Source organism: Pelagimonas sp. (assembly GCF_050633425.1).
Taxonomy (GTDB): Bacteria; Pseudomonadota; Alphaproteobacteria; order Rhodobacterales; family Rhodobacteraceae; genus Pelagimonas.
The window spans coordinates 1-17,085 of the sequence record NZ_JBOEGM010000026.1 but is presented as its reverse complement, the minus strand read 5'-3'; the positions used below and the strand labels follow the sequence as shown (position 1 = coordinate 17,085).

General features: G+C 55.2%; 23 protein-coding genes. 11 read left to right on the top strand and 12 right to left on the bottom strand.

Annotated elements, in window-relative coordinates; all coding sequences use genetic code 11:
* Positions 1-33 precede the first annotated feature (33 nt).
* The 4 genes from fmt to def (ACRBB0_RS21100) form a co-directional block, all read right to left on the bottom strand.
* Positions 34-945: a methionyl-tRNA formyltransferase gene (gene fmt / locus ACRBB0_RS21115; RefSeq protein ID WP_431376450.1), complete on the bottom strand. Its 912-nt coding sequence runs from the start codon at positions 943-945 to the stop codon at positions 34-36.
* A gap of 116 nt (positions 946-1,061) precedes the next feature.
* Positions 1,062-1,559 carry a peptide deformylase gene (gene def, locus ACRBB0_RS21110; RefSeq protein WP_431376449.1) on the bottom strand — a complete coding sequence of 166 codons (498 nt, stop codon included), beginning with the start codon at positions 1,557-1,559 and terminating at the stop codon, positions 1,062-1,064.
* Complete coding sequence (gene def / locus ACRBB0_RS21105) at positions 1,556-2,047, bottom strand: peptide deformylase (RefSeq protein WP_431376448.1); 492 nt, start codon at positions 2,045-2,047, stop codon at positions 1,556-1,558. Before def (ACRBB0_RS21105) ends, def (ACRBB0_RS21110) begins: the two co-directional genes overlap by 4 nt.
* Positions 2,044-2,562 (bottom strand): peptide deformylase, encoded by a 519-nt coding sequence (def, locus tag ACRBB0_RS21100; protein WP_431376447.1) that lies wholly within the window; start codon positions 2,560-2,562, stop codon positions 2,044-2,046. Before def (ACRBB0_RS21100) ends, def (ACRBB0_RS21105) begins: the two co-directional genes overlap by 4 nt.
* Positions 2,563-2,761: 199 nt before the next feature.
* Here def (ACRBB0_RS21100) and ACRBB0_RS21095 point away from each other — a divergent pair, with 199 nt between their 5' ends.
* A complete protein-coding gene (locus tag ACRBB0_RS21095; protein WP_431376446.1) occupies positions 2,762-3,937 on the top strand; it encodes a MalY/PatB family protein in 1,176 nt (391 codons plus the stop codon).
* Positions 3,938-4,015: 78 nt separating this feature from the next.
* Here ACRBB0_RS21095 and ACRBB0_RS21090 read toward each other — a convergent pair whose 3' ends face one another.
* The 7 genes from ACRBB0_RS21090 to ACRBB0_RS21060 form a co-directional block, all read right to left on the bottom strand.
* Positions 4,016-4,630: a trimeric intracellular cation channel family protein gene (locus ACRBB0_RS21090; RefSeq protein ID WP_431376445.1), complete on the bottom strand. Its 615-nt coding sequence runs from the start codon at positions 4,628-4,630 to the stop codon at positions 4,016-4,018.
* Positions 4,627-5,025 carry an NUDIX hydrolase gene (locus ACRBB0_RS21085; protein WP_431376444.1) on the bottom strand — a complete coding sequence of 133 codons (399 nt, stop codon included), beginning with the start codon at positions 5,023-5,025 and terminating at the stop codon, positions 4,627-4,629. The genes ACRBB0_RS21090 and ACRBB0_RS21085 overlap by 4 nt, the downstream gene beginning before the upstream one ends.
* A complete protein-coding gene (rnhA, locus tag ACRBB0_RS21080; protein ID WP_431376443.1) occupies positions 5,022-5,483 on the bottom strand; it encodes a ribonuclease HI in 462 nt (153 codons plus the stop codon). Before rnhA ends, ACRBB0_RS21085 begins: the two co-directional genes overlap by 4 nt.
* Complete coding sequence (locus tag ACRBB0_RS21075) at positions 5,476-6,066, bottom strand: class I SAM-dependent DNA methyltransferase (protein ID WP_431376442.1); 591 nt, start codon at positions 6,064-6,066, stop codon at positions 5,476-5,478. The genes rnhA and ACRBB0_RS21075 overlap by 8 nt, the downstream gene beginning before the upstream one ends.
* Positions 6,063-6,677, bottom strand: coding sequence for a LysE family translocator (locus tag ACRBB0_RS21070; protein WP_431376441.1), 615 nt, complete (start codon positions 6,675-6,677; stop codon positions 6,063-6,065). The genes ACRBB0_RS21075 and ACRBB0_RS21070 overlap by 4 nt, the downstream gene beginning before the upstream one ends.
* Positions 6,678-6,790: 113 nt before the next feature.
* Entirely contained in the window at positions 6,791-7,741 is a 951-nt protein-coding gene (ispH, locus tag ACRBB0_RS21065; RefSeq protein WP_431376567.1) for a 4-hydroxy-3-methylbut-2-enyl diphosphate reductase, read from the bottom strand.
* Positions 7,742-7,992: 251 nt separating this feature from the next.
* A complete protein-coding gene (locus ACRBB0_RS21060; protein ID WP_431376440.1) occupies positions 7,993-8,565 on the bottom strand; it encodes an NYN domain-containing protein in 573 nt (190 codons plus the stop codon).
* 134 nt (positions 8,566-8,699) lie between these two features.
* On the opposite strand from ACRBB0_RS21060, the gene folK reads away from it, so the two are divergent.
* From folK to rnc, 10 genes are all read left to right on the top strand, one after another.
* Positions 8,700-9,260: a 2-amino-4-hydroxy-6-hydroxymethyldihydropteridine diphosphokinase gene (gene folK / locus ACRBB0_RS21055; RefSeq protein ID WP_431376439.1), complete on the top strand. Its 561-nt coding sequence runs from the start codon at positions 8,700-8,702 to the stop codon at positions 9,258-9,260.
* Between the two features lie 77 nt (positions 9,261-9,337).
* The gene (gene rpoZ, locus ACRBB0_RS21050) at positions 9,338-9,691 is read left to right on the top strand and encodes a DNA-directed RNA polymerase subunit omega (protein ID WP_431376438.1); all 354 of its coding nucleotides are present in this window, start codon (positions 9,338-9,340) and stop codon (positions 9,689-9,691) included.
* Between the two features lie 30 nt (positions 9,692-9,721).
* Positions 9,722-11,860, top strand: a complete 2,139-nt coding sequence (locus ACRBB0_RS21045; protein ID WP_431376437.1) for a RelA/SpoT family protein — start codon at positions 9,722-9,724, stop codon at positions 11,858-11,860.
* 32 nt (positions 11,861-11,892) lie between these two features.
* Positions 11,893-12,531 carry a DUF2062 domain-containing protein gene (locus ACRBB0_RS21040; protein ID WP_431376436.1) on the top strand — a complete coding sequence of 213 codons (639 nt, stop codon included), beginning with the start codon at positions 11,893-11,895 and terminating at the stop codon, positions 12,529-12,531.
* Between the two features lie 91 nt (positions 12,532-12,622).
* Positions 12,623-13,375: a pyridoxine 5'-phosphate synthase gene (locus tag ACRBB0_RS21035; RefSeq protein WP_431376435.1), complete on the top strand. Its 753-nt coding sequence runs from the start codon at positions 12,623-12,625 to the stop codon at positions 13,373-13,375.
* 15 nt (positions 13,376-13,390) lie between these two features.
* Positions 13,391-13,825, top strand: a complete 435-nt coding sequence (locus tag ACRBB0_RS21030) for an ABZJ_00895 family protein (protein ID WP_431376434.1) — start codon at positions 13,391-13,393, stop codon at positions 13,823-13,825.
* Between the two features lie 69 nt (positions 13,826-13,894).
* Positions 13,895-14,350 carry a hypothetical protein gene (locus ACRBB0_RS21025; RefSeq protein ID WP_431376433.1) on the top strand — a complete coding sequence of 152 codons (456 nt, stop codon included), beginning with the start codon at positions 13,895-13,897 and terminating at the stop codon, positions 14,348-14,350.
* A gap of 9 nt (positions 14,351-14,359) precedes the next feature.
* Positions 14,360-14,776, top strand: coding sequence for a holo-ACP synthase (gene acpS / locus ACRBB0_RS21020; RefSeq protein WP_431376432.1), 417 nt, complete (start codon positions 14,360-14,362; stop codon positions 14,774-14,776).
* Between the two features lie 111 nt (positions 14,777-14,887).
* Positions 14,888-15,724, top strand: coding sequence for a signal peptidase I (lepB, locus tag ACRBB0_RS21015; RefSeq protein WP_431376431.1), 837 nt, complete (start codon positions 14,888-14,890; stop codon positions 15,722-15,724).
* Positions 15,721-16,398, top strand: a complete 678-nt coding sequence (rnc, locus tag ACRBB0_RS21010) for a ribonuclease III (protein ID WP_431376430.1) — start codon at positions 15,721-15,723, stop codon at positions 16,396-16,398. Before lepB ends, rnc begins: the two co-directional genes overlap by 4 nt.
* On the opposite strand, the gene ACRBB0_RS21005 is transcribed toward rnc, so the two are convergent.
* Positions 16,395-16,916 carry an acyloxyacyl hydrolase gene (locus ACRBB0_RS21005; protein WP_431376429.1) on the bottom strand — a complete coding sequence of 174 codons (522 nt, stop codon included), beginning with the start codon at positions 16,914-16,916 and terminating at the stop codon, positions 16,395-16,397. The genes rnc and ACRBB0_RS21005 overlap by 4 nt on opposite strands.
* Positions 16,917-17,085 lie beyond the last annotated feature (169 nt).

Genomic DNA, 17,085 nt, shown 5'->3' with positions numbered 1-17,085 from the left:
CCTATGGTCTGAGATAAGGGGAAAACAGGCCGGTTATTCCCCTAGCTTGGCACCTTTGACAACAGGGCAGCCGCGCAAAAAGACCTCTGCATCTTGGGCACCCTTACCGGCACGTTGCGCGCGTGTGATTTGAACCGCACCCGTACCGCAGGCGATGGTGAGGGTATCGTCAAGCGCCTCGCCCACAGACCCCTGCCCCGCAACAACCCGTGCGCCCAACAACTTGATCCTCTGACCGTCCAGCATGGTCCACGCCCCCGGAAACGGCGAAAGGCCGCGGATTTGGCGCGAAATTTCTTGGGCGGTGCGGGTCCAATCCACAGCGGCTTCGGCCTTATCGATTTTCGCCGCATAAGTCACGCCGTCTTCGGACTGAGCCTCTGGTTGCAGATCTGGCAAAACGTCCAGAGCTTGGCAAATCATCCGCGCACCCATTTCGGACAAGCGATCATGCAAACCCCCGGTGGTTTCTTCGTCGCCAATCTCAAACGCGTCACGCAGCAAGACCGGCCCAGTATCCAGGCCCGCCTCCATTTGCATGATGCAAATTCCGGTTTCCGCATCACCTTCCATGATCGCCCGATGAATAGGTGCCGCCCCGCGCCAGCGCGGCAACAACGAGGCGTGAATATTCAGGCAACCCGATTTGGGAGCATCCAGAATGACTTGGGGCAAGATCAAACCATAGGCCACAACCACAGCCACATCCGCGCCCAGAGCTGCAAACTCTTGCTGCTCCTCGGTGCCCTTCAAAGACACGGGATGCCGCACATCCAGCCCCATTTCGGTCGCGCGGGCATGAACCGCCGTTGGCCGATCCTTTTTGCCGCGCCCGGCGGGTCTCGGCGGTTGGCAATACACTGCGGCAATCTCGTGGCCAGCTGCCACCAGCGCCTCAAGGACCGGCACCGAAAAATCCGGACTTCCCATAAAGATCACACGCATCTTTTGCCCTTTCCAAAGACGTTCTTCTGGCCCCCAATTCTCTGGGGTGAAATCGCTGACGATATCCTATCTAGAGCCAAGAGGAGCCCCGCCCGACCCGGCTCATAGCCAAACCTTTATCGTGCCAGCTTTTGAGCCCGTTTGATCAACCGATCTCGCTTGACCTTGGACAGTTTGTCAAAATACATTTTGCCATTCAAATGATCGATCTGATGTTGAACGGATGTCGCCCAAAGACCGACAAAGTCGCGCTCAACGGTCTCACCATCGACATCCATAAATCGCACTGTCACGGCCCGTGGTCGGTCAATCGGCGCAGACACGCCGGGCAGGTTTGGACTTGCTTCTTCATGCATGCGAAGCTGAACCGAAGCATGCAGAATTTCAGGGTTCGCCATGCGCACCGCTTGCCCACGTTCATCCGAGCAATCCACCACAGCCAAGCGTTTCATCACACCGATTTGCGGCGCACCTAGGCCGACCCCCGGCATGGCATCCATGCTTTCAATCATGTCATTCCAGATGGTTCGGATCTCATCAGTGATCTCCTCCACAGGTTCGGCCGCTGTTTTGAGCCGCTTATCTGGCCATTTCAGAAACGGTCGAATGGTCATGTCAAAGCCTCATAATCTTTCAAAATGCGCGCGCGCTCATCCGGCTTGACCCGATCAAAATGCATCTTGCCATTCAGATGGTCCAGCTCATGTTGCGCACAGATGGCGGCGAAACCGTTCAACGTCTGCGTGACGCGGTTCCCGCTGGCATCGGTATAGCGCAGGTCGATGCCCGCCGGTCGCGTTACATCCACAGTTACGCCAGGCATAGACAGACATCCCTCGGGGCCGGTCACCTGCTCTTTGGATACAGACAAGATTTCAGGATTGATACACACCAGAGGCTGTTTCACACCCTCTTTCCAACCCACATCCATGACAAACACCCGCTGCATCACGCCAATCTGAGGGGCTGCCAAGCCACGGCCCGGCGCATCATACATTGTCTCAAACATATCGGCGATCAGCTTCGCATCTGGCTGATCAACCTTTTGGCAGACCTGCGTCAAGCGATCATCAGGCCAGATCAGAACCGGCCGGACACTCACGTGCGCGCCCGCTCTCGTTTCAGTTTTTGCATTTTGCGGGTGATCATCTGGCGTTTGAGAGGCTTGAGGTAGTCGATGAACAGTTTGCCGTCCAAATGATCAATCTCGTGCTGCACGCATGTCGCCCACAGCCCGTCGAACTCTTCGCTCTGCTCATTGCCGCTCTGGTCGATCCACTGGACTTGCACCATTTTCGGGCGGGTCACTTCGGCATATTGATCGGGGATCGACAGGCATCCCTCTTCATACACATTGATCTCGTCAGATGAGGCCACAACCTTGGGATTGAACATCACCAAAGGCCGCGCTGGTCCGTCTTCCTCTTTGACACAATCCAACACGATCAACCGCTGCAAGATACCAATCTGCGGCGCAGCAAGGCCAATGCCCGGCGCGTCATACATGGTTTCAAGCATATCATCGGCCAATTTCCGCAGGTCATCCGAAAGATCGGCAACCGGGTCGCAATGCTTTTTCAGGCGTGGGTCGGGGTGGATGAGGATAGGGCGCTTCATGCGATGTGACTTAGGCAAAACACGACCAAGACGCAAGCCAGCCCCCTTGCACACAGCGTAAATACCAGTAGCGTCACCAACGATAATTGACTTTTTCCCGACCGCCACCGGCGCGCTCCAAATTCCGTGAACGGAATTTGCAAATTTCTAGCAAGAAATTTGGAGCCAGACGCTCGGTAGCGCCAAGCAAGGACACAGTATGAGCCGCTTTGACGAAGAGATCGACCGCTTTGGCACCCATTCGGTAAAATGGGACATGATGGAGAAAATCTATGGAGTTCCCGCCAAGGACGGTTTGTCGATGTGGGTGGCTGACATGGATTTTCGCCCTCCGGCCTGTGTTCAAGATGCCCTGCAAGGCATGCTTGATCATGGTATTTACGGCTATTTTGGCGACAACACTGCCTATTTAAACGCCATTTGCTGGTGGATGGAAAACCGGCACGGCTGGGCTGTTGACCCAGAAGCGATCTTTACCACCCACGGTTTGGTCAACGGCACTGCGATGTGTATCGACGCCTATAGCGCGCCCGGTGACGGTGTGGTTTTGTTCACCCCTGTCTATCACGCCTTTGCTCGGGTGATCGAAGCCGCCGGACGCGAGGTTGTCGAATGCCCATTGCAGCTAAGCGAGGGTCGATATGAGATGGATTTCGATGCCTACGACAAAATGATGACCGGTAATGAGCGCATAGTCATCTTGTGCTCTCCCCACAATCCGGGCGGCCGGGTGTGGACCAAAGCCGAGCTGAAAGGTGTGGCCGATTTCGCCCGACGTCATGACTTGATCTTGGTGTCTGATGAAATCCATCATGACTTGGTGATGCCGGGCAACAGCCATACTCCAATGGCATTGATCGATGACGACATCCTTGACCGGCTTGTAATGCTGACCGCGACCACCAAGACCTTCAACATCGCCGGAAGCCATATTGGCAATGTCATTATTCCCAATGCAACGTTACGGGCCCCTTTTGCCGCCAGAATGGCCGCTATGGGGATGTCTGCGAATTCATTTGGCTTGTTCATGGCAACTGCCGCTTATTCCCCAGATGGCGCGGCATGGGTGGATGAGCTTGTCGCCTACCTTGATGGCAATCGCAGGATATTTGATGACGCGGTCAACACTATCCCCGGCCTTGCATCCATGGAGATGCAATCAACGTATTTGGCCTGGGTCGATTTCGAAGGAACAGGCATGAGCCGTGATGAATTCACAAAGCGTGTCCAGCAAGATGCCAAGATCGCTGCGAATCTGGGGCCGACTTTTGGTACCGGCGGCGAGAGCTTCCTGCGGTTCAATTTTGCCACGCCCCGCGCCCGTGTGATTGACGCCGGTGCGCGATTGCAAAAGGCGTTTGGGGATTTGCAATAACGCCGGACTTTACAACACCGCCGGGCATCATGGGGGCATTGCCCCCGCCCCTCTGGCATGGGTGACCGCGGCGAAATGCTATTGGCGCGGTGGCCGCGGTTTATACGTTGGCAGCGACCAGCCAAACATGAGTGACCCTGCGCGCAGGGCAAAGGTAACGCCTGCGCATAGGATACTGGCAGTGATCACTCCGACCTGAGGAGCGAAAAGCAGCGCCACAGAGCCCGCCAAGGCGCAGGTGACATAGAGTTCGCCTTGTTTCAGCACCAAGGGCACCTCATTGGCGACGACATCACGCATCAACCCTCCTGCGCAGCCCGTCGCGACCCCCATCACCAAAACGATGGTTGCGGGCAAATCCAGGCTCTGCGCAAGCCCAGCCCCCGCTGCAACCGCGACGCCCAATGCCGCCGCATCGAGCCACAAGATCGCCCGATAGCGGCTCTCGATAAGATGCGCGGTGAAGAACACCAAAAGCGCGGCAACGCTCGCCACCGCCAAATAGGTTGGGTTTTCGATCCAAATCGGTGTGCGGTCCAAAAGCAAATCGCGCAGAGTGCCGCCGCCCAAACCTGTTAAGCACGCAAAGAACCCAAAACCGATCAAATCCAATTGAGCCCGGCTCGCGACCAATGCCCCAGTCAGGGCAAAAACCAAAACAGCCGCGTAATCTAACAGGGACAAAAGAGTCATGGCATAGCTCGCTTTAACTTGAACATAACGCGCCGGTAGCAGCCGTCGAACCCCTCCATTGGCCCATCTAGGTCATGCCAGAAGAACGCGAATTCATGGCCTCCGTCATCGAGGCACAAATGCGTCCAACGGTCCGGCAATCCCACCGTTTGCATCACAAACAAGTGCCAAACCTGCTCCGAGGAAATCGTAACATCCTCCCCGAGTGAGACTGCGACACTTGCCGCGACACCCGCTTCCTCTCGCAATTCCCTGATAGCAGCCTGCGCAGGATCTTCGCCCGGTTCAATCGTTCCTTTGACCAATTGTAACCCGGCCAAAGGATGGCGAAACGCCAAAACCTGTGTTCCGTCATGACGCAATACCAAGGGGCATACTTTGTGACTGTCTGTCACGTTTTCCCGGGCTTAAACGGAGCCATTCCTTCGCGCGCCAGTTCGTCGGCGCGCTCATTTTCCGCATGACCAGCGTGGCCCTTGATCCATTTCCACGTCACATCATGGCGGACCTGCGCCTCATCCAAACGCTGCCAGAGGTCAACATTCTTGACCGGCTTTTTAGCCGCAGTTTTCCAACCATTGCGCTTCCAGCCATGAATCCAGCCAGTCACACCGTTTTTCACATAGGCGCTATCGGTCACCACCGTCAGAGCCGACGGTTTGGCCAGCGTTTCAAGCGCCATAATCGCCGCCATCAACTCCATCCGGTTGTTGGTGGTTTCGGCTTCACCGCCATTGAGCGTGCGCTCTTTGAGCACCGTATCGCCATCCCTGGCAAAAAGCAAAACGCCCCAACCACCGGGGCCAGGATTCCCGGAGCACGCCCCGTCTGTATAAGCAAAAAGTTCAGGCATAGGCTGTTGTCGATATCCAAGCGGCGGGCATTCCATCAAGCCCCATATCAACGCCAGTGCGATAGGGGCCGGGGGTGAGGCCTGCGTCTTGCAACAGCGCGCTCAGCGTTTCAACCGTGTAATAGTTATACTGACGTCCCAAACTGTCGCGTTTATGGCCATCCCCCTCCTTAAGAGCGATGTGGAAAAGTCCTTTGGGTTTCAAGGCACATTGAATAGCGGCCAGATGTTCAGGCATCTGGTCTCGGGGCGCATGAAGCAGGCTAAAATTCGCCCAAATGCCATCGTAAACATCGACGGCGGCCAAATCTGCAAAGACCGCTTGGCGCGTTTTGACCTCGGGCTGTTTGGACGCCAATGCCACCATTTCCGCCGAGGCATCCCATGCCTCTACATCAAACCCCTGCGCAGCCATATAGCCGGCTGCCAGCCCCGGACCACAGCCAAGGTCGAGTACTTTGCCGCCCTTCGGTAGCGCGTTCATAAAGCTTTTCAGCGTCTTATCTGGCGATTTAGAAGAGGTTACATCTGCATATTCGGACGCCCGTTGATCATAGACCCGGATCGTTTCACGATCACTCATGCGCGCTCCAATGCCAGACGCCCAGCCAGCGCTGCAAAGACCGCAGCAAAAGAGCGATTCAACCAGCGCATAACCCGCTCACTCCCCAAAAGCCATTTACGGGCAAAGGCGGCAAAGGCCCCATACAACGCGAAGATCCCAAATGTCATGGCCATAAACACCCCACCAAGCAGGGTCATTTCAGCCGTAGCAGTCGCTGCGTTGCCTGACAAAAATGGCGGAAGAAGTGCGAGAAAAAAGATGGAAAGCTTGGGGTTCAGGATATTGATAAGAGCAGCGCGACGGGCAATGCGCCAAGATGACTCTGCGCTTTTCTCGGCGTTCAAGCTCAGCGCGCCACCGGATCGGAGGGACTGCCAAGCCAGCCAAAGCAGATAAGCGACGCCTGCGAATTTAACGATGTTGAAAGCCAGTGCCGAGGCGTGCAAAACCGCGGCCAACCCAAAGGTTGCCGCCAACAAGTGCGGGACAATTCCCAAAGTGCATCCAAAAGCAGACGCCAATGAGGCGCGGCGCCCTTGCCCCAGACCAATCGCCAAAGTGTATAGCACGCCAGTGCCGGGCGCGAGCACCACCACAAATGCTGTGAGCAAAAATTGCGCAGAAATCATCAGTCACTCCATTCAAATACAGCGCCAGCGTAGAGCCTAACTTGGATTTGCCAAGCCTTTTTACGCCGGAATGCACGAGGCCGCGGGACGAGTGCTCAAGAAAACAGTTGGGGTCAGGCGGGTTGGCGCAAGACCCGAGGCACCTTAAATTCCACGTCTTCCTTGGCGGTTTCCACCATTTGGACCGTGACATCAAAACGATCGCGGAAGGCGTCTATCACCTCTTCAATCAGCACCTCTGGCGCAGAGGCCCCCGCGGTAATCCCGACCGTCGCAATACCCCCAAGCGCACGCCAATCAATGTCCGTCGCCCGCTGCACCAATTGCGCATAATCGCAGCCGTTTTTGCGTGCGACTTCGACCAGCCGCTTCGAATTGGAAGAGTTCGGGGCACCCACAACCAGCAATGCATCGCAATCCGGCGCGATAGCTTTGACAGCCTCTTGGCGGTTGGTTGTGGCGTAACAAATGTCTTCCTTATGCGGGCCGACAATGGCCGGAAAACGCTTGTTCAGCGCTGCGACAATCCCTTTTGTGTCATCGACAGACAGGGTGGTCTGTGTCACAAAAGCCAACCGCTCTGGGTCTCGCACCTTGACCTCGGCCACATCGGCTTCGGTTTCAACCAAAAGCACCTCACCATCGGGCAATTGCCCCATTGTACCAACGGTTTCGGGGTGCCCTTCATGACCAATCATAATCATTTGCAACCCGGCTTCGGCGTGGCGTTGCGCTTCGATATGTACTTTAGACACCAGCGGACAAGTTGCATCCACATAAACCATCTGGCGCCGAGCAGCCTCGGCCGGGACAGCTTTGGGAACACCGTGGGCAGAAAAGATCACAGGACGGTCGTCAGGACATTCTTCGAGTTCCTCAACGAACACTGCGCCCTTGGCGCGCAGATCATCAACCACGTATTTGTTGTGCACAATTTCGTGACGCACAAAAACTGGAGCACCCCATTTTTCGATTGCCATTTCGACAATCTTGATCGCCCGATCAACGCCTGCACAAAACCCACGCGGCGCAGCCAAAAACAAGGTCAGGGCCTGAGGCGTCACAGATCTTTGTGTATCATTCATCGCGGTCTCCTTCACCGGCTTGACCTATAACCAATGTGGCCCGCACGTCCAGAGTTGCAACCTTAATGCGCGAGGTTTCCGGTGCCCAACGCATGTCCCACCGGCATGAGCGGCAGAGCGCAATCGGGCATGCACATACGAATAAAGGCCGCCCATAGCAGGCGACCTTTTGCATTCTGTTTCGGAAAACCTCATCCCCATGAGCTTGCCGTTAGGATTTTCAGGCCCTTTTACTGACCGGTTGCCACTTCAAAGCTCCGCTCAAGAGGGGTCTCACGAGGTGGGCGCCCAATCACGTCACGCAGCTCATCCAATTCGATAAAGTTATCGCATTGGCGGCGTAGTTCGTCTGCAATCATCGGCGGCTGGCTACGGATGGTCGAAACAACCGACACACGCACACCTTGGCGTTGCAGTGATTCGATCAGCGGACGAAAGTCGCCATCACCAGAGAAGAGCACGATGTGATCAACACGAGGAGCAAGCTCCATCGCATCAACTGTCAGCTCAATATCCATGTTGCCTTTGACCTTACGGCGGCCCTGGCTGTCGGTGTATTCTTTGGCCGGCTTGGTCACCATTGTGTAGCCGTTATAGTGCAGCCAGTCGACCAGCGGGCGGATCGGAGAATATTCGTCATTCTCAAGCAAAGCAGTATAATAGAAGGCTCGAACCATCTTACCACGACGTGCGAATTCCTGGCGAAGCAACTTATAATCGATATCAAACCCAAGCGCTTTCGCGGCGGCATAGAGATTTGAACCATCGATGAACAGCGCCAGCCGTTCGTCTTTATAGAACATCAAAAAGTCCTTTCATCTAATGCAATCCGCGAAGAAGTGTGTGAGTGTGAGGCGGATCAGGCTAATTACAGTAAGCAATAAAAGGGCGGGTTCAAGCGTCCGAATATGCGCAAAAGGATAGACGGAACTGCTCTATGGTACAAGAATTCTTGATTGCCCTAGGGTCAAACCTAGGCATGAACCGGTCTAACCCTTTGGAAACAGTTCAAAATTCGATTCGTGAACTGTCAAACCGCCGTTTCACACTACGTCGCGTCAGTCGCTTTTTTGTGACACCATGTTTTCCAGCAGGAGCCGGACCAGACTATGTTAACGCATGTGTGGCGATTTCGCACCATGGAAATTGTGACGATGTGCTGAAAAACCTGCATGAAATCGAAGCGGACTTTGGCCGAGAGCGGCAACAAAGGTGGGGGAGCCGGACGCTTGACCTTGATCTGATCGCGTCAGGGGCGCAGGTGCTGCCATCGGATGCCATACACACACAATGGCGCGATCTTCCGCTCGAACAGCAAAAAATGCGTGCTCCTCAAGAATTGATCGTCCCACATCCGCGCATCCAAGAGCGCGCGTTCGTTTTGGTGCCGCTTTGCGATGTTGCGCCAAATTGGGTCCATCCCATTCTGGGCCGGACAGTGCGCGAGATGACTGAGGCCCTTCCATCTGCGCAACGCAACGAGGTTATACCCATTTAGCGCGAATTGCCTTGTCAAGTCCTTTGAGCCACGCTAAAAGCGCAACTTCGGATACATCCAATAAAGGTAGTCGCCCCATGGCCCGCGTGACCGTAGAAGATTGCGTCGACAAGGTTCCCAACCGTTTTGATCTGGTGATGCTTGCCGCTCACCGGGCGCGCGAAGTGTCTGCTGGTGCAGCCATTACTGTAGATCGTGACAACGACAAGAACCCCGTTGTTGCCCTGCGTGAAATCGCAGAAGAAACCCAGTCGGTTGAAGAGCTGCGTGAGCGTCTGATCGAATCGAACCAGACTCAGATCGAAGTTGATGAACCCGAAGAAGACGCGATGGCGCTTTTGATGGGTGCCGAACAGGACAAGCCTCAAGATGATGACATGTCCGAAGAAAAATTGCTGCGTGCCCTTATGGAAGCGCAAGGTCAGGGCTAAGCCTGACAATTTGGGGGATAAAGGCGCCCTATGATCGCCGCAGAAGACCTTGTTGCCCTTGTTCGCAACTACAACCCCAAGACCAACGAAAAGCTGATCCTCGCGGCCTATGATTATGGCCGCGAGATGCATGAAGGCCAGTTCCGCAAGTCGGGCGAGCCTTATTTCACCCATCCTGTCGCTGTTGCCGCCATTCTGACCGAACAACAGCTTGATGATGCGACGATCATAACCGCCCTGCTGCACGACACGATCGAAGACACCCGGTCGACCTATTCCGAGGTCACGGAGAAATTTGGTCGCGATATCGCAGATCTGGTCGATGGCGTCACCAAACTGACCAACCTCCAGCTTTCCAGCACCGAGACCCAACAGGCCGAGAATTTCCGCAAGCTGTTCATGGCCATGTCCAAGGACATGCGGGTGATTTTGGTCAAGCTGGCCGACCGTCTTCACAATATGCGCACCATTCGCGCGATGAAGACCGAAAAACAGATCAAGAAAGCCCGCGAAACGATGGATATCTACGCGCCCCTTGCCGGACGCATGGGTATGCAATGGATGCGCGAAGAGCTTGAGGATCTCGCCTTTCGCGTGCTGAATCCTGAGGGGCGCAGCTCAATCATTCGGCGCTTTATCACGCTACAAAAAGAAACCGGCGATGTGATCCATAGGATCACCGGCGACATGCGACATGAGTTAGGCAAAGTCGGGATTGAGGCCGAAGTCTTTGGTCGCGCAAAGAAACCCTATTCGATCTGGCGCAAGATGCAGGAAAAGAAGATCGGCTTTTCCCGCCTGTCTGACATTTACGGGTTTCGCATTATCACGATGAACGAGGCCGAATGCTATGCCGCGCTAGGCGCGATTCACCAACGGTGGCGTGCGGTTCCGGGGCGGTTCAAGGATTATATCAGCCAACCAAAATCCAACGGCTATCGCTCAATCCACACCACGGTATCGGGACGCGACGGCAAGAGGGTTGAGGTGCAAATACGCACCCGCCAAATGCACGAAGTGGCCGAAACCGGGGTTGCGGCCCATTGGTCCTATAAGGATGGGCAGCGCGCCGAAAACCCGTTTGCGGTTGACCCGGCCAAATGGATTGCGTCGCTGACCGAACAGTTTGGCGAAGACGATGATCACGACGAATTTCTCGAAGCGGTCAAGCTTGAGATGTATTCGGACAAGGTGTTCTGCTTCACGCCCAAGGGCGATGTGGTGAAATTGCCAAAGGGCGCGACACCGCTGGATTACGCCTATCAAATCCACACCCGGATTGGCTCGAAATGCGTTGGTGCCAAGGTGGATGGCATTCGGGTGCCTCTTTGGACGCGTTTGAAAAACGGACAGTCGGTTGAGATCATCATTGCCGAAGGTCAAACGCCACAGGCCACATGGCTTGATATTGCCACAACCGGCAAAGCCAAAACCGCAATTCGGCGATCCCTGCGGGAGGCCAACAAAGAACGCTATGTCAAACTCGGGGCCGAGCTCGCCCGGGCAGCGTTTGAAAACAACGGCAAGAAAGCCACCGACAAAGTATTGGAGAAAGCCGCGGGCACATTGCGGTTCGAAGACACTGACACGCTTCTTGCACGCCTGGGCAGCGCCGAGATATCTGCCCGCGAAGTTGTCGAAGCGGTGTATCCAGACCTAGCGATTCGCAATGAAAGCGAAATCGATGCGGGCCGCGCAGTGGTCGGATTGGAACATGGCCAAGGTTTTGAGCGTGCGGCATGTTGTCAGCCCCTGCCCGGCGAACGGATCATCGGATTGGCGCGACGCGGCCGCGGTGTTGCCGTTCACACCATAGATTGTGGGGCTTTGGCCGATTTTGAGGACCAACCCGAACGTTGGCTTGACTTGCATTGGGCCGAGGGAACTCACCCTCCAGTTTATACAATCTCCCTAGAGTTGACCATTGGTAACGACGCCGGGGTGCTGGGACGGATTTGCACATTGATTGGAGAGCGGAAGGCCAATATCTCGGACATGAAATTCACCGATCGGAAACCTGATTTCTATAGGCTGATGGTCGATGTGGATCTGAGAGACGCTGAACATCTTCACACGGTGATGTCAGCTGTAGAAGCAGAAAGCAACGTCGCCTCGGTGGAACGCCGTCGTGATCCGGCATTGGCGGCCGCCCCCGCAACAGCGGAGTGACCCGGTCGGCGCAGTGATTGGAAAGGCAGGGAGTGGTCTTCAAGAGACGTGACAGGCGGCCGATCTGGAAGATCGTGCTTGAGTTCTTCTGGCCGCGTGGCGGTTGGGCGCGCGCTGCGCGTTACGTCAAGCACCGTTTACACCGCCTTCCTGATCCGCCCCATCGTATCGCACGCGGCATTTTTGCCGGGGTATTTACAACCTTTACCCCCTTCTACGGCCTCCATTTTCTAACTGCGGCCCTCATTTCCTGGGCGATGCGGGGGAATTTTCTGGCCGCAATCCTGTCGACCTTTTTCGGCAACCCGTTGACCTATGTGCCGATTGGTGTCGCATCCATGACAACTGGAAACTGGCTTTTGGGGTTGGACGACGACGGCAAGCATGGCGGTTTGGCCCACAAGTTTGTCAAAGCGGGCGAAGATTTGTGGCGCAATTTGGTGTCCGTTTTCAATGGCTCTGACGTTGACTGGACTGACTTGTCAATTTTCTACAACGAAGTGTTCTATCCATACATGGTCGGCGGCATAATTCCGGGGCTGATCACCGCAACCATCTGCTATTACATCTCTTTGCCACTGATCACAGCCTACCAGAATCGCCGCAAGGGCGCGCTGAAAGCACGGCTTGCGGCCCTGCGTAAGAAAAAGGCGGATAACGGGGCCAAGTGATCCGAAAAGTGGGTTGGAGCGCTGTGTTATCGCCCATATGATCAAATTCGACTCGATCTTCTAAGACGACGTTTCAGACAAGGTTTCGATCATGACCGACTATGCCGGAAAGCTGCGCCTTGGCGTGAATATTGACCATGTGGCCACCGTGCGAAATGCACGCGGCGGGGCTTATCCTGATCCGGTTCGCGCCGCTAAGCTGGCCGAAGAGGCCGGGGCAGATGGCATCACTGCCCACCTGCGCGAAGATCGCCGACACATCACCGACCCGGATATTGATGGGTTGATGGCGGCGCTTTCTGTGCCGCTCAACTTTGAGATGGCCGCAACCGATGAGATGCAGGCCATTGCCCTGCGCCACAAGCCCCACGCCGTTTGCGTCGTGCCCGAAAAGCGCGAAGAGCGCACCACAGAAGGTGGCCTTGAGGTTGCGCGCGAGGAAAACAAACTGGCGCATTTCATCGCTCCGCTGCGCGACGCAGGGTGCCGTGTCTCGATCTTTATCGCCGCTGACCAAAAGCAAATCGACGCCGCCAATCGCATCGGCGCTCAGGTCATCGAGCTGCATACCGGGGCCTATTGCGATTTCCACGCCGAGGGCCAGTTTGATGAGCGCGACGAAGAACTGGCCCGCCTGCGTGACATGTGTACCTATGCGCATTCTCTGGGCCTTGAGGTCCACGCCGGGCACGGGTTGACCTATGACACGGTTCAGCCAGTCGCAGCCTTCCCTGAGGTGATGGAGCTCAATATCGGGCACTTCCTGATTGGTGAAAGCATCTTTCGCGGGTTGCAACCCGCCATCGCCGAAATGCGCCGCCTTATGGATGACGCACGCAATTAACGAGTGGAGCTTGTCGTGAGTATCAACCTTATCCGCTATACCGTCATCTATGTGCTGGCTATCACCGGTTTGATGGCCATATCCTTCGCTCTGCAAGTCTTTACCAACATTGAAATGCCAACCGGTGTGTCGACCGTTTTGCCGGTCATGATGGCCGCCATGCTAGAAGGGCAACGCTACGCCCGCGAAACCAAGCAGCCAATTGAACCGAATGACGCATGGAAAGCTGCACTGGCGGCAACGGGTGTCGTCATCGTGGTGTCTATTTTGCTTGTTGCCGTATTCTTTGTATTTGTTCCCGGGTTTGCTGGGCTCTTTGCGGCGTTGGGGTCGGTTGGGTTGCTGATTGTCCTGACCATAAGCCTGGTCATCGTGTTGCTCGCAAATCGCTTTGCCCTAACCATGGGGGCCAAGAACGAATTGAAAGCGCAGGCCAAACGCAGCACGTAGGGTATAGGGGGCATAGCGTTTTACAAAAGTCATGCTACCCTGCCTAAAACCCCATGTCAGGAGTTCCAGATGTTGCGCCCAATCCTAGCCCTCCTCGCCCTTGCCAGCGCCCCGGCCATGGCCGCCGATGTTCAAGTCTTGGACTGCGATTGGCAGGCAAGCGCCCGCAATATCGTGGAACCTTGGGAGGCCAACACACGCTCCTTTTCCAACGGCAAAACCCGCATCGCAGCGCTGGATACCATAGAACCCGCTGCGGGTTGGGCGTATGTTCTGGTGTTGTCCCCGCCCTATGATGAACTCGGCAGCCGCCAATGCAAGGTGATCGGCATGAATGGGATGGGCTTCGCTGGGATGGATTTCAGCCAATTACGAAGCAGTTACGACCCGGCGTCCGGGCTATCATTTCTTCTTCCTGTAGCTGAATACGATTTTAACCAAGGCATTGGTGTTCCACGTGTTCTCTGGTTTCAGCTCAACCAAGCAACCGGTGAAATCAGAACCCAAATCCGATTTGCGGAATAGGCAATTGGCTTGATCCTTGGCATTGGGACGGACCTCGCGAATATTGATCGAATTCAACGAACGCTGGACCGGTTCGGAGATCGGTTTCGCAATCGTGTCTTTACGGATGTGGAACAACGCAAATCGGAACGCAGACGCGACGTCGCCGGCACCTATGCGAAACGCTGGGCAGCCAAAGAAGCGTGTTCCAAGGCGCTTGGCACGGGGCTTCGGATGGGAATAGCTTGGAAAGACATGTCTGTGTCCAACCTAAAGACGGGTCAGCCAGTGATGCATGTCACCGGCTGGGCCAAGGAGCGGCTCGACAGCCTAACACCGCCGGGGTATGAGGCATTTATACACGTCACGTTAACCGATGATCATCCCTGGGCACAGGCCGTCGTTATGATCGAGGCTCGACCGGTTTCAAACAGCGAACAACCATGACATCCATGCCAGAAGCGCAGTTGGGAATGCGTCATTATGAACGCGCCTGCCTTGACTCCGACCGTTTGCCCCCGCATGAAGCCAACAGAATTTTAGGCAAGGAATAGACGCATGGCGGCCACGGAAAAGAAGAGCGGCGGGATCCTCGAAACGATCAAGACTGTGGTCTATGCCCTGCTGATCGCGGGCATTTTTCGCTCGCTGTTTTTCCAGCCGTTTTGGATCCCGTCGGGGTCGATGAAGGACACTTTGCTGATTGGCGATTTCCTGTTCGTCAACAAGATGGCCTACGGCTATTCTTATGCCTCCTGCCCGACTGTGATTGTCGGCGTTTTGGGTATCAACGTTGACGCGGGTGACATCTGTGGTTGGGCGGATGGCGACAATACACGCTTGTTCGGGAACGAACCTGAGCGTGGGGATGTCGTTGTATTTCGCCACCCAGTCACCGGCCGCGATTTTATCAAACGCGTGATCGGCATGCCGGGTGACAAAGTGCAGGTCAAACAGGGACTGGTTTACATAAATGGAACCCCGGTCAAAGTAGAACCCGACGGGACCTTTGTTGAAGTTGCCGAACCACAGGGGCCGCAGCGGCTTTCCCCACGTTGTGAAAACGGCCCGGTTGGCCATGGCGGGGCCTGCAACAAGTCCAAGTTCATTGAAACCCTGCCCAACGGTCGGTCTCACAGTATCCTGAATATTGGCAATCAACCGTCTGACAATACCTCGGTCTATTCCGTTCCCGAAGGTCACTTCTTCTTTATGGGTGACAATCGCGATAACTCTTCGGATAGCCGCGTGCCAAATATCGTCAATGGGGTCGGTTTTGTTCCTTTCGAAAACCTGATTGGCCGCGCCGATCGGGTTATGTTTTCCTCAGCGGGAACATCCATGTTATATTTCTGGACTTGGCGTAGCGACAGGTTCTTCAAAGCAATCCAATGAAGATTTCTGCAGAGTTGATCGCATTGCAAACCAGGCTGGGGTATAAGTTTTCCCGGCCTGAATTGCTGCGTCAGTCAGTAACGCATAGCTCCATGTCCAGCCCTGGACGGAATGACAATCAACGGCTCGAATTCTTAGGTGATCGGGTTTTGGGATTGGTCATGTCCGAAGCGCTCCTTTTGCAGGATCAGGACGCCACAGAAGGTGTCTTGGCCCCCCGCTTCAATGCGTTGGTGCGCAAGGAAACATGTGCTGATGTCGCCCGGCAAATAGATCTGGGCGCCGCGCTGAAACTCGGCAGGTCTGAACAGATGTCGGGGGGGCGTCGAAAGCTAGCTTTGCTTGGCGATGCTATGGAAGCCGTCATTGCCGCTGTATATATTGATGGTGGGTTTGAAGCCGCCAAGGAGCTTATTTTACGGCTGTGGGGTCATCGCATAGAGTCGGTCGAGACCGACGCCAAAGACGCCAAGACTGCATTGCAGGAATGGGCCCAGGCTCGTGGCTTGGAGCCCCCGAAATACGAACAGATCTCAAGGTCTGGTCCAGATCACGCCCCAGTCTTTACGATCGAAGCACGCTTGGCGTCAGGCGAAACGTCTCAGGCGACTGCAGGCTCTAAGCGACAGGCCGAACAAGCGGCAGCAAAGGCACTGCTGACGTCGCTAAATTAGTTAAACGGCACGGACACACGAAGTTGCACGGTTTCAATCCCAGGGTTGTCATTATAGATGCCGGCATTTGACCTGTGGTCATAGCTGGCAGCAAATCGCCACCCCCGTCGGTTTTCATATCCAAACTCTACGCCCGACCGAAATTCCAACGGTCCGCCCAAATCAAAACCGCCGTTGTCCAAGTATAGCCCCGGCATGGCGTGAAGTTCCGTATAGAAGGGGCTATTTCCAAAATCCAATTTGTACGTCTGCCCAAAACCGACCCAAACTTCTCCATTCTCACCAAATGAAGCGCCAACGGCATTACCGAAGGGACCGATTTTCGTTCCCAGATCATAGCGGAAATAGACTTCAGACGCAGGCTTCGCACGACGCTCAAGCACTTCTCCGGCGGAAAACGCAAGGCGTGGTGCCTCATGCGATTTTCCCATGCATCCACTTGAAGTACCGCAATGGTTTACGCTCATATCCGCCAACCCGAGTACCAACATTAAGACGGCAAATGTCCCGTCAGCCATGGCAAAGCCCTCCTGTTTAGAACATGCATGGAGCAGTTTAGAGAGGCTGTCTAGACTGGCTTTGGAAAAAGCATCCAGATTGGTCCAAATTGGAAATTCGACAGCGAGTTATGTATCTAAAATTGGTTGCGAGAGGTGGATTTGAACCTACGACCTTCAGGTTATGAGC

Excerpts from the sequence above, each read along its gene's own strand:
- fmt (WP_431376450.1), bottom strand. The coding sequence starts at position 945 with ATGCGTGTGATCTTTATGGGAAGTCCGGATTTTTCGGTGCCGGTCCTT.
- def (WP_431376449.1), bottom strand. The coding sequence starts at position 1,559 with ATGACCATTCGACCGTTTCTGAAATGGCCAGATAAGCGGCTCAAAACA.
- def (WP_431376447.1), bottom strand. The coding sequence starts at position 2,562 with ATGAAGCGCCCTATCCTCATCCACCCCGACCCACGCCTGAAAAAGCAT.
- ACRBB0_RS21095 (WP_431376446.1), top strand. The coding sequence starts at position 2,762 with ATGAGCCGCTTTGACGAAGAGATCGACCGCTTTGGCACCCATTCGGTA.
- ACRBB0_RS21090 (WP_431376445.1), bottom strand. The coding sequence starts at position 4,630 with ATGACTCTTTTGTCCCTGTTAGATTACGCGGCTGTTTTGGTTTTTGCC.
- rnhA (WP_431376443.1), bottom strand. The coding sequence starts at position 5,483 with ATGCCTGAACTTTTTGCTTATACAGACGGGGCGTGCTCCGGGAATCCT.
- ACRBB0_RS21075 (WP_431376442.1), bottom strand. The coding sequence starts at position 6,066 with ATGAGTGATCGTGAAACGATCCGGGTCTATGATCAACGGGCGTCCGAA.
- ACRBB0_RS21070 (WP_431376441.1), bottom strand. The coding sequence starts at position 6,677 with ATGATTTCTGCGCAATTTTTGCTCACAGCATTTGTGGTGGTGCTCGCG.
- ACRBB0_RS21060 (WP_431376440.1), bottom strand. The coding sequence starts at position 8,565 with ATGTTCTATAAAGACGAACGGCTGGCGCTGTTCATCGATGGTTCAAAT.
- folK (WP_431376439.1), top strand. The coding sequence starts at position 8,700 with ATGGTACAAGAATTCTTGATTGCCCTAGGGTCAAACCTAGGCATGAAC.
- rpoZ (WP_431376438.1), top strand. The coding sequence starts at position 9,338 with ATGGCCCGCGTGACCGTAGAAGATTGCGTCGACAAGGTTCCCAACCGT.
- ACRBB0_RS21045 (WP_431376437.1), top strand. The coding sequence starts at position 9,722 with ATGATCGCCGCAGAAGACCTTGTTGCCCTTGTTCGCAACTACAACCCC.
- ACRBB0_RS21035 (WP_431376435.1), top strand. The coding sequence starts at position 12,623 with ATGACCGACTATGCCGGAAAGCTGCGCCTTGGCGTGAATATTGACCAT.
- ACRBB0_RS21025 (WP_431376433.1), top strand. The coding sequence starts at position 13,895 with ATGTTGCGCCCAATCCTAGCCCTCCTCGCCCTTGCCAGCGCCCCGGCC.
- lepB (WP_431376431.1), top strand. The coding sequence starts at position 14,888 with ATGGCGGCCACGGAAAAGAAGAGCGGCGGGATCCTCGAAACGATCAAG.
- rnc (WP_431376430.1), top strand. The coding sequence starts at position 15,721 with ATGAAGATTTCTGCAGAGTTGATCGCATTGCAAACCAGGCTGGGGTAT.
- ACRBB0_RS21005 (WP_431376429.1), bottom strand. The coding sequence starts at position 16,916 with ATGGCTGACGGGACATTTGCCGTCTTAATGTTGGTACTCGGGTTGGCG.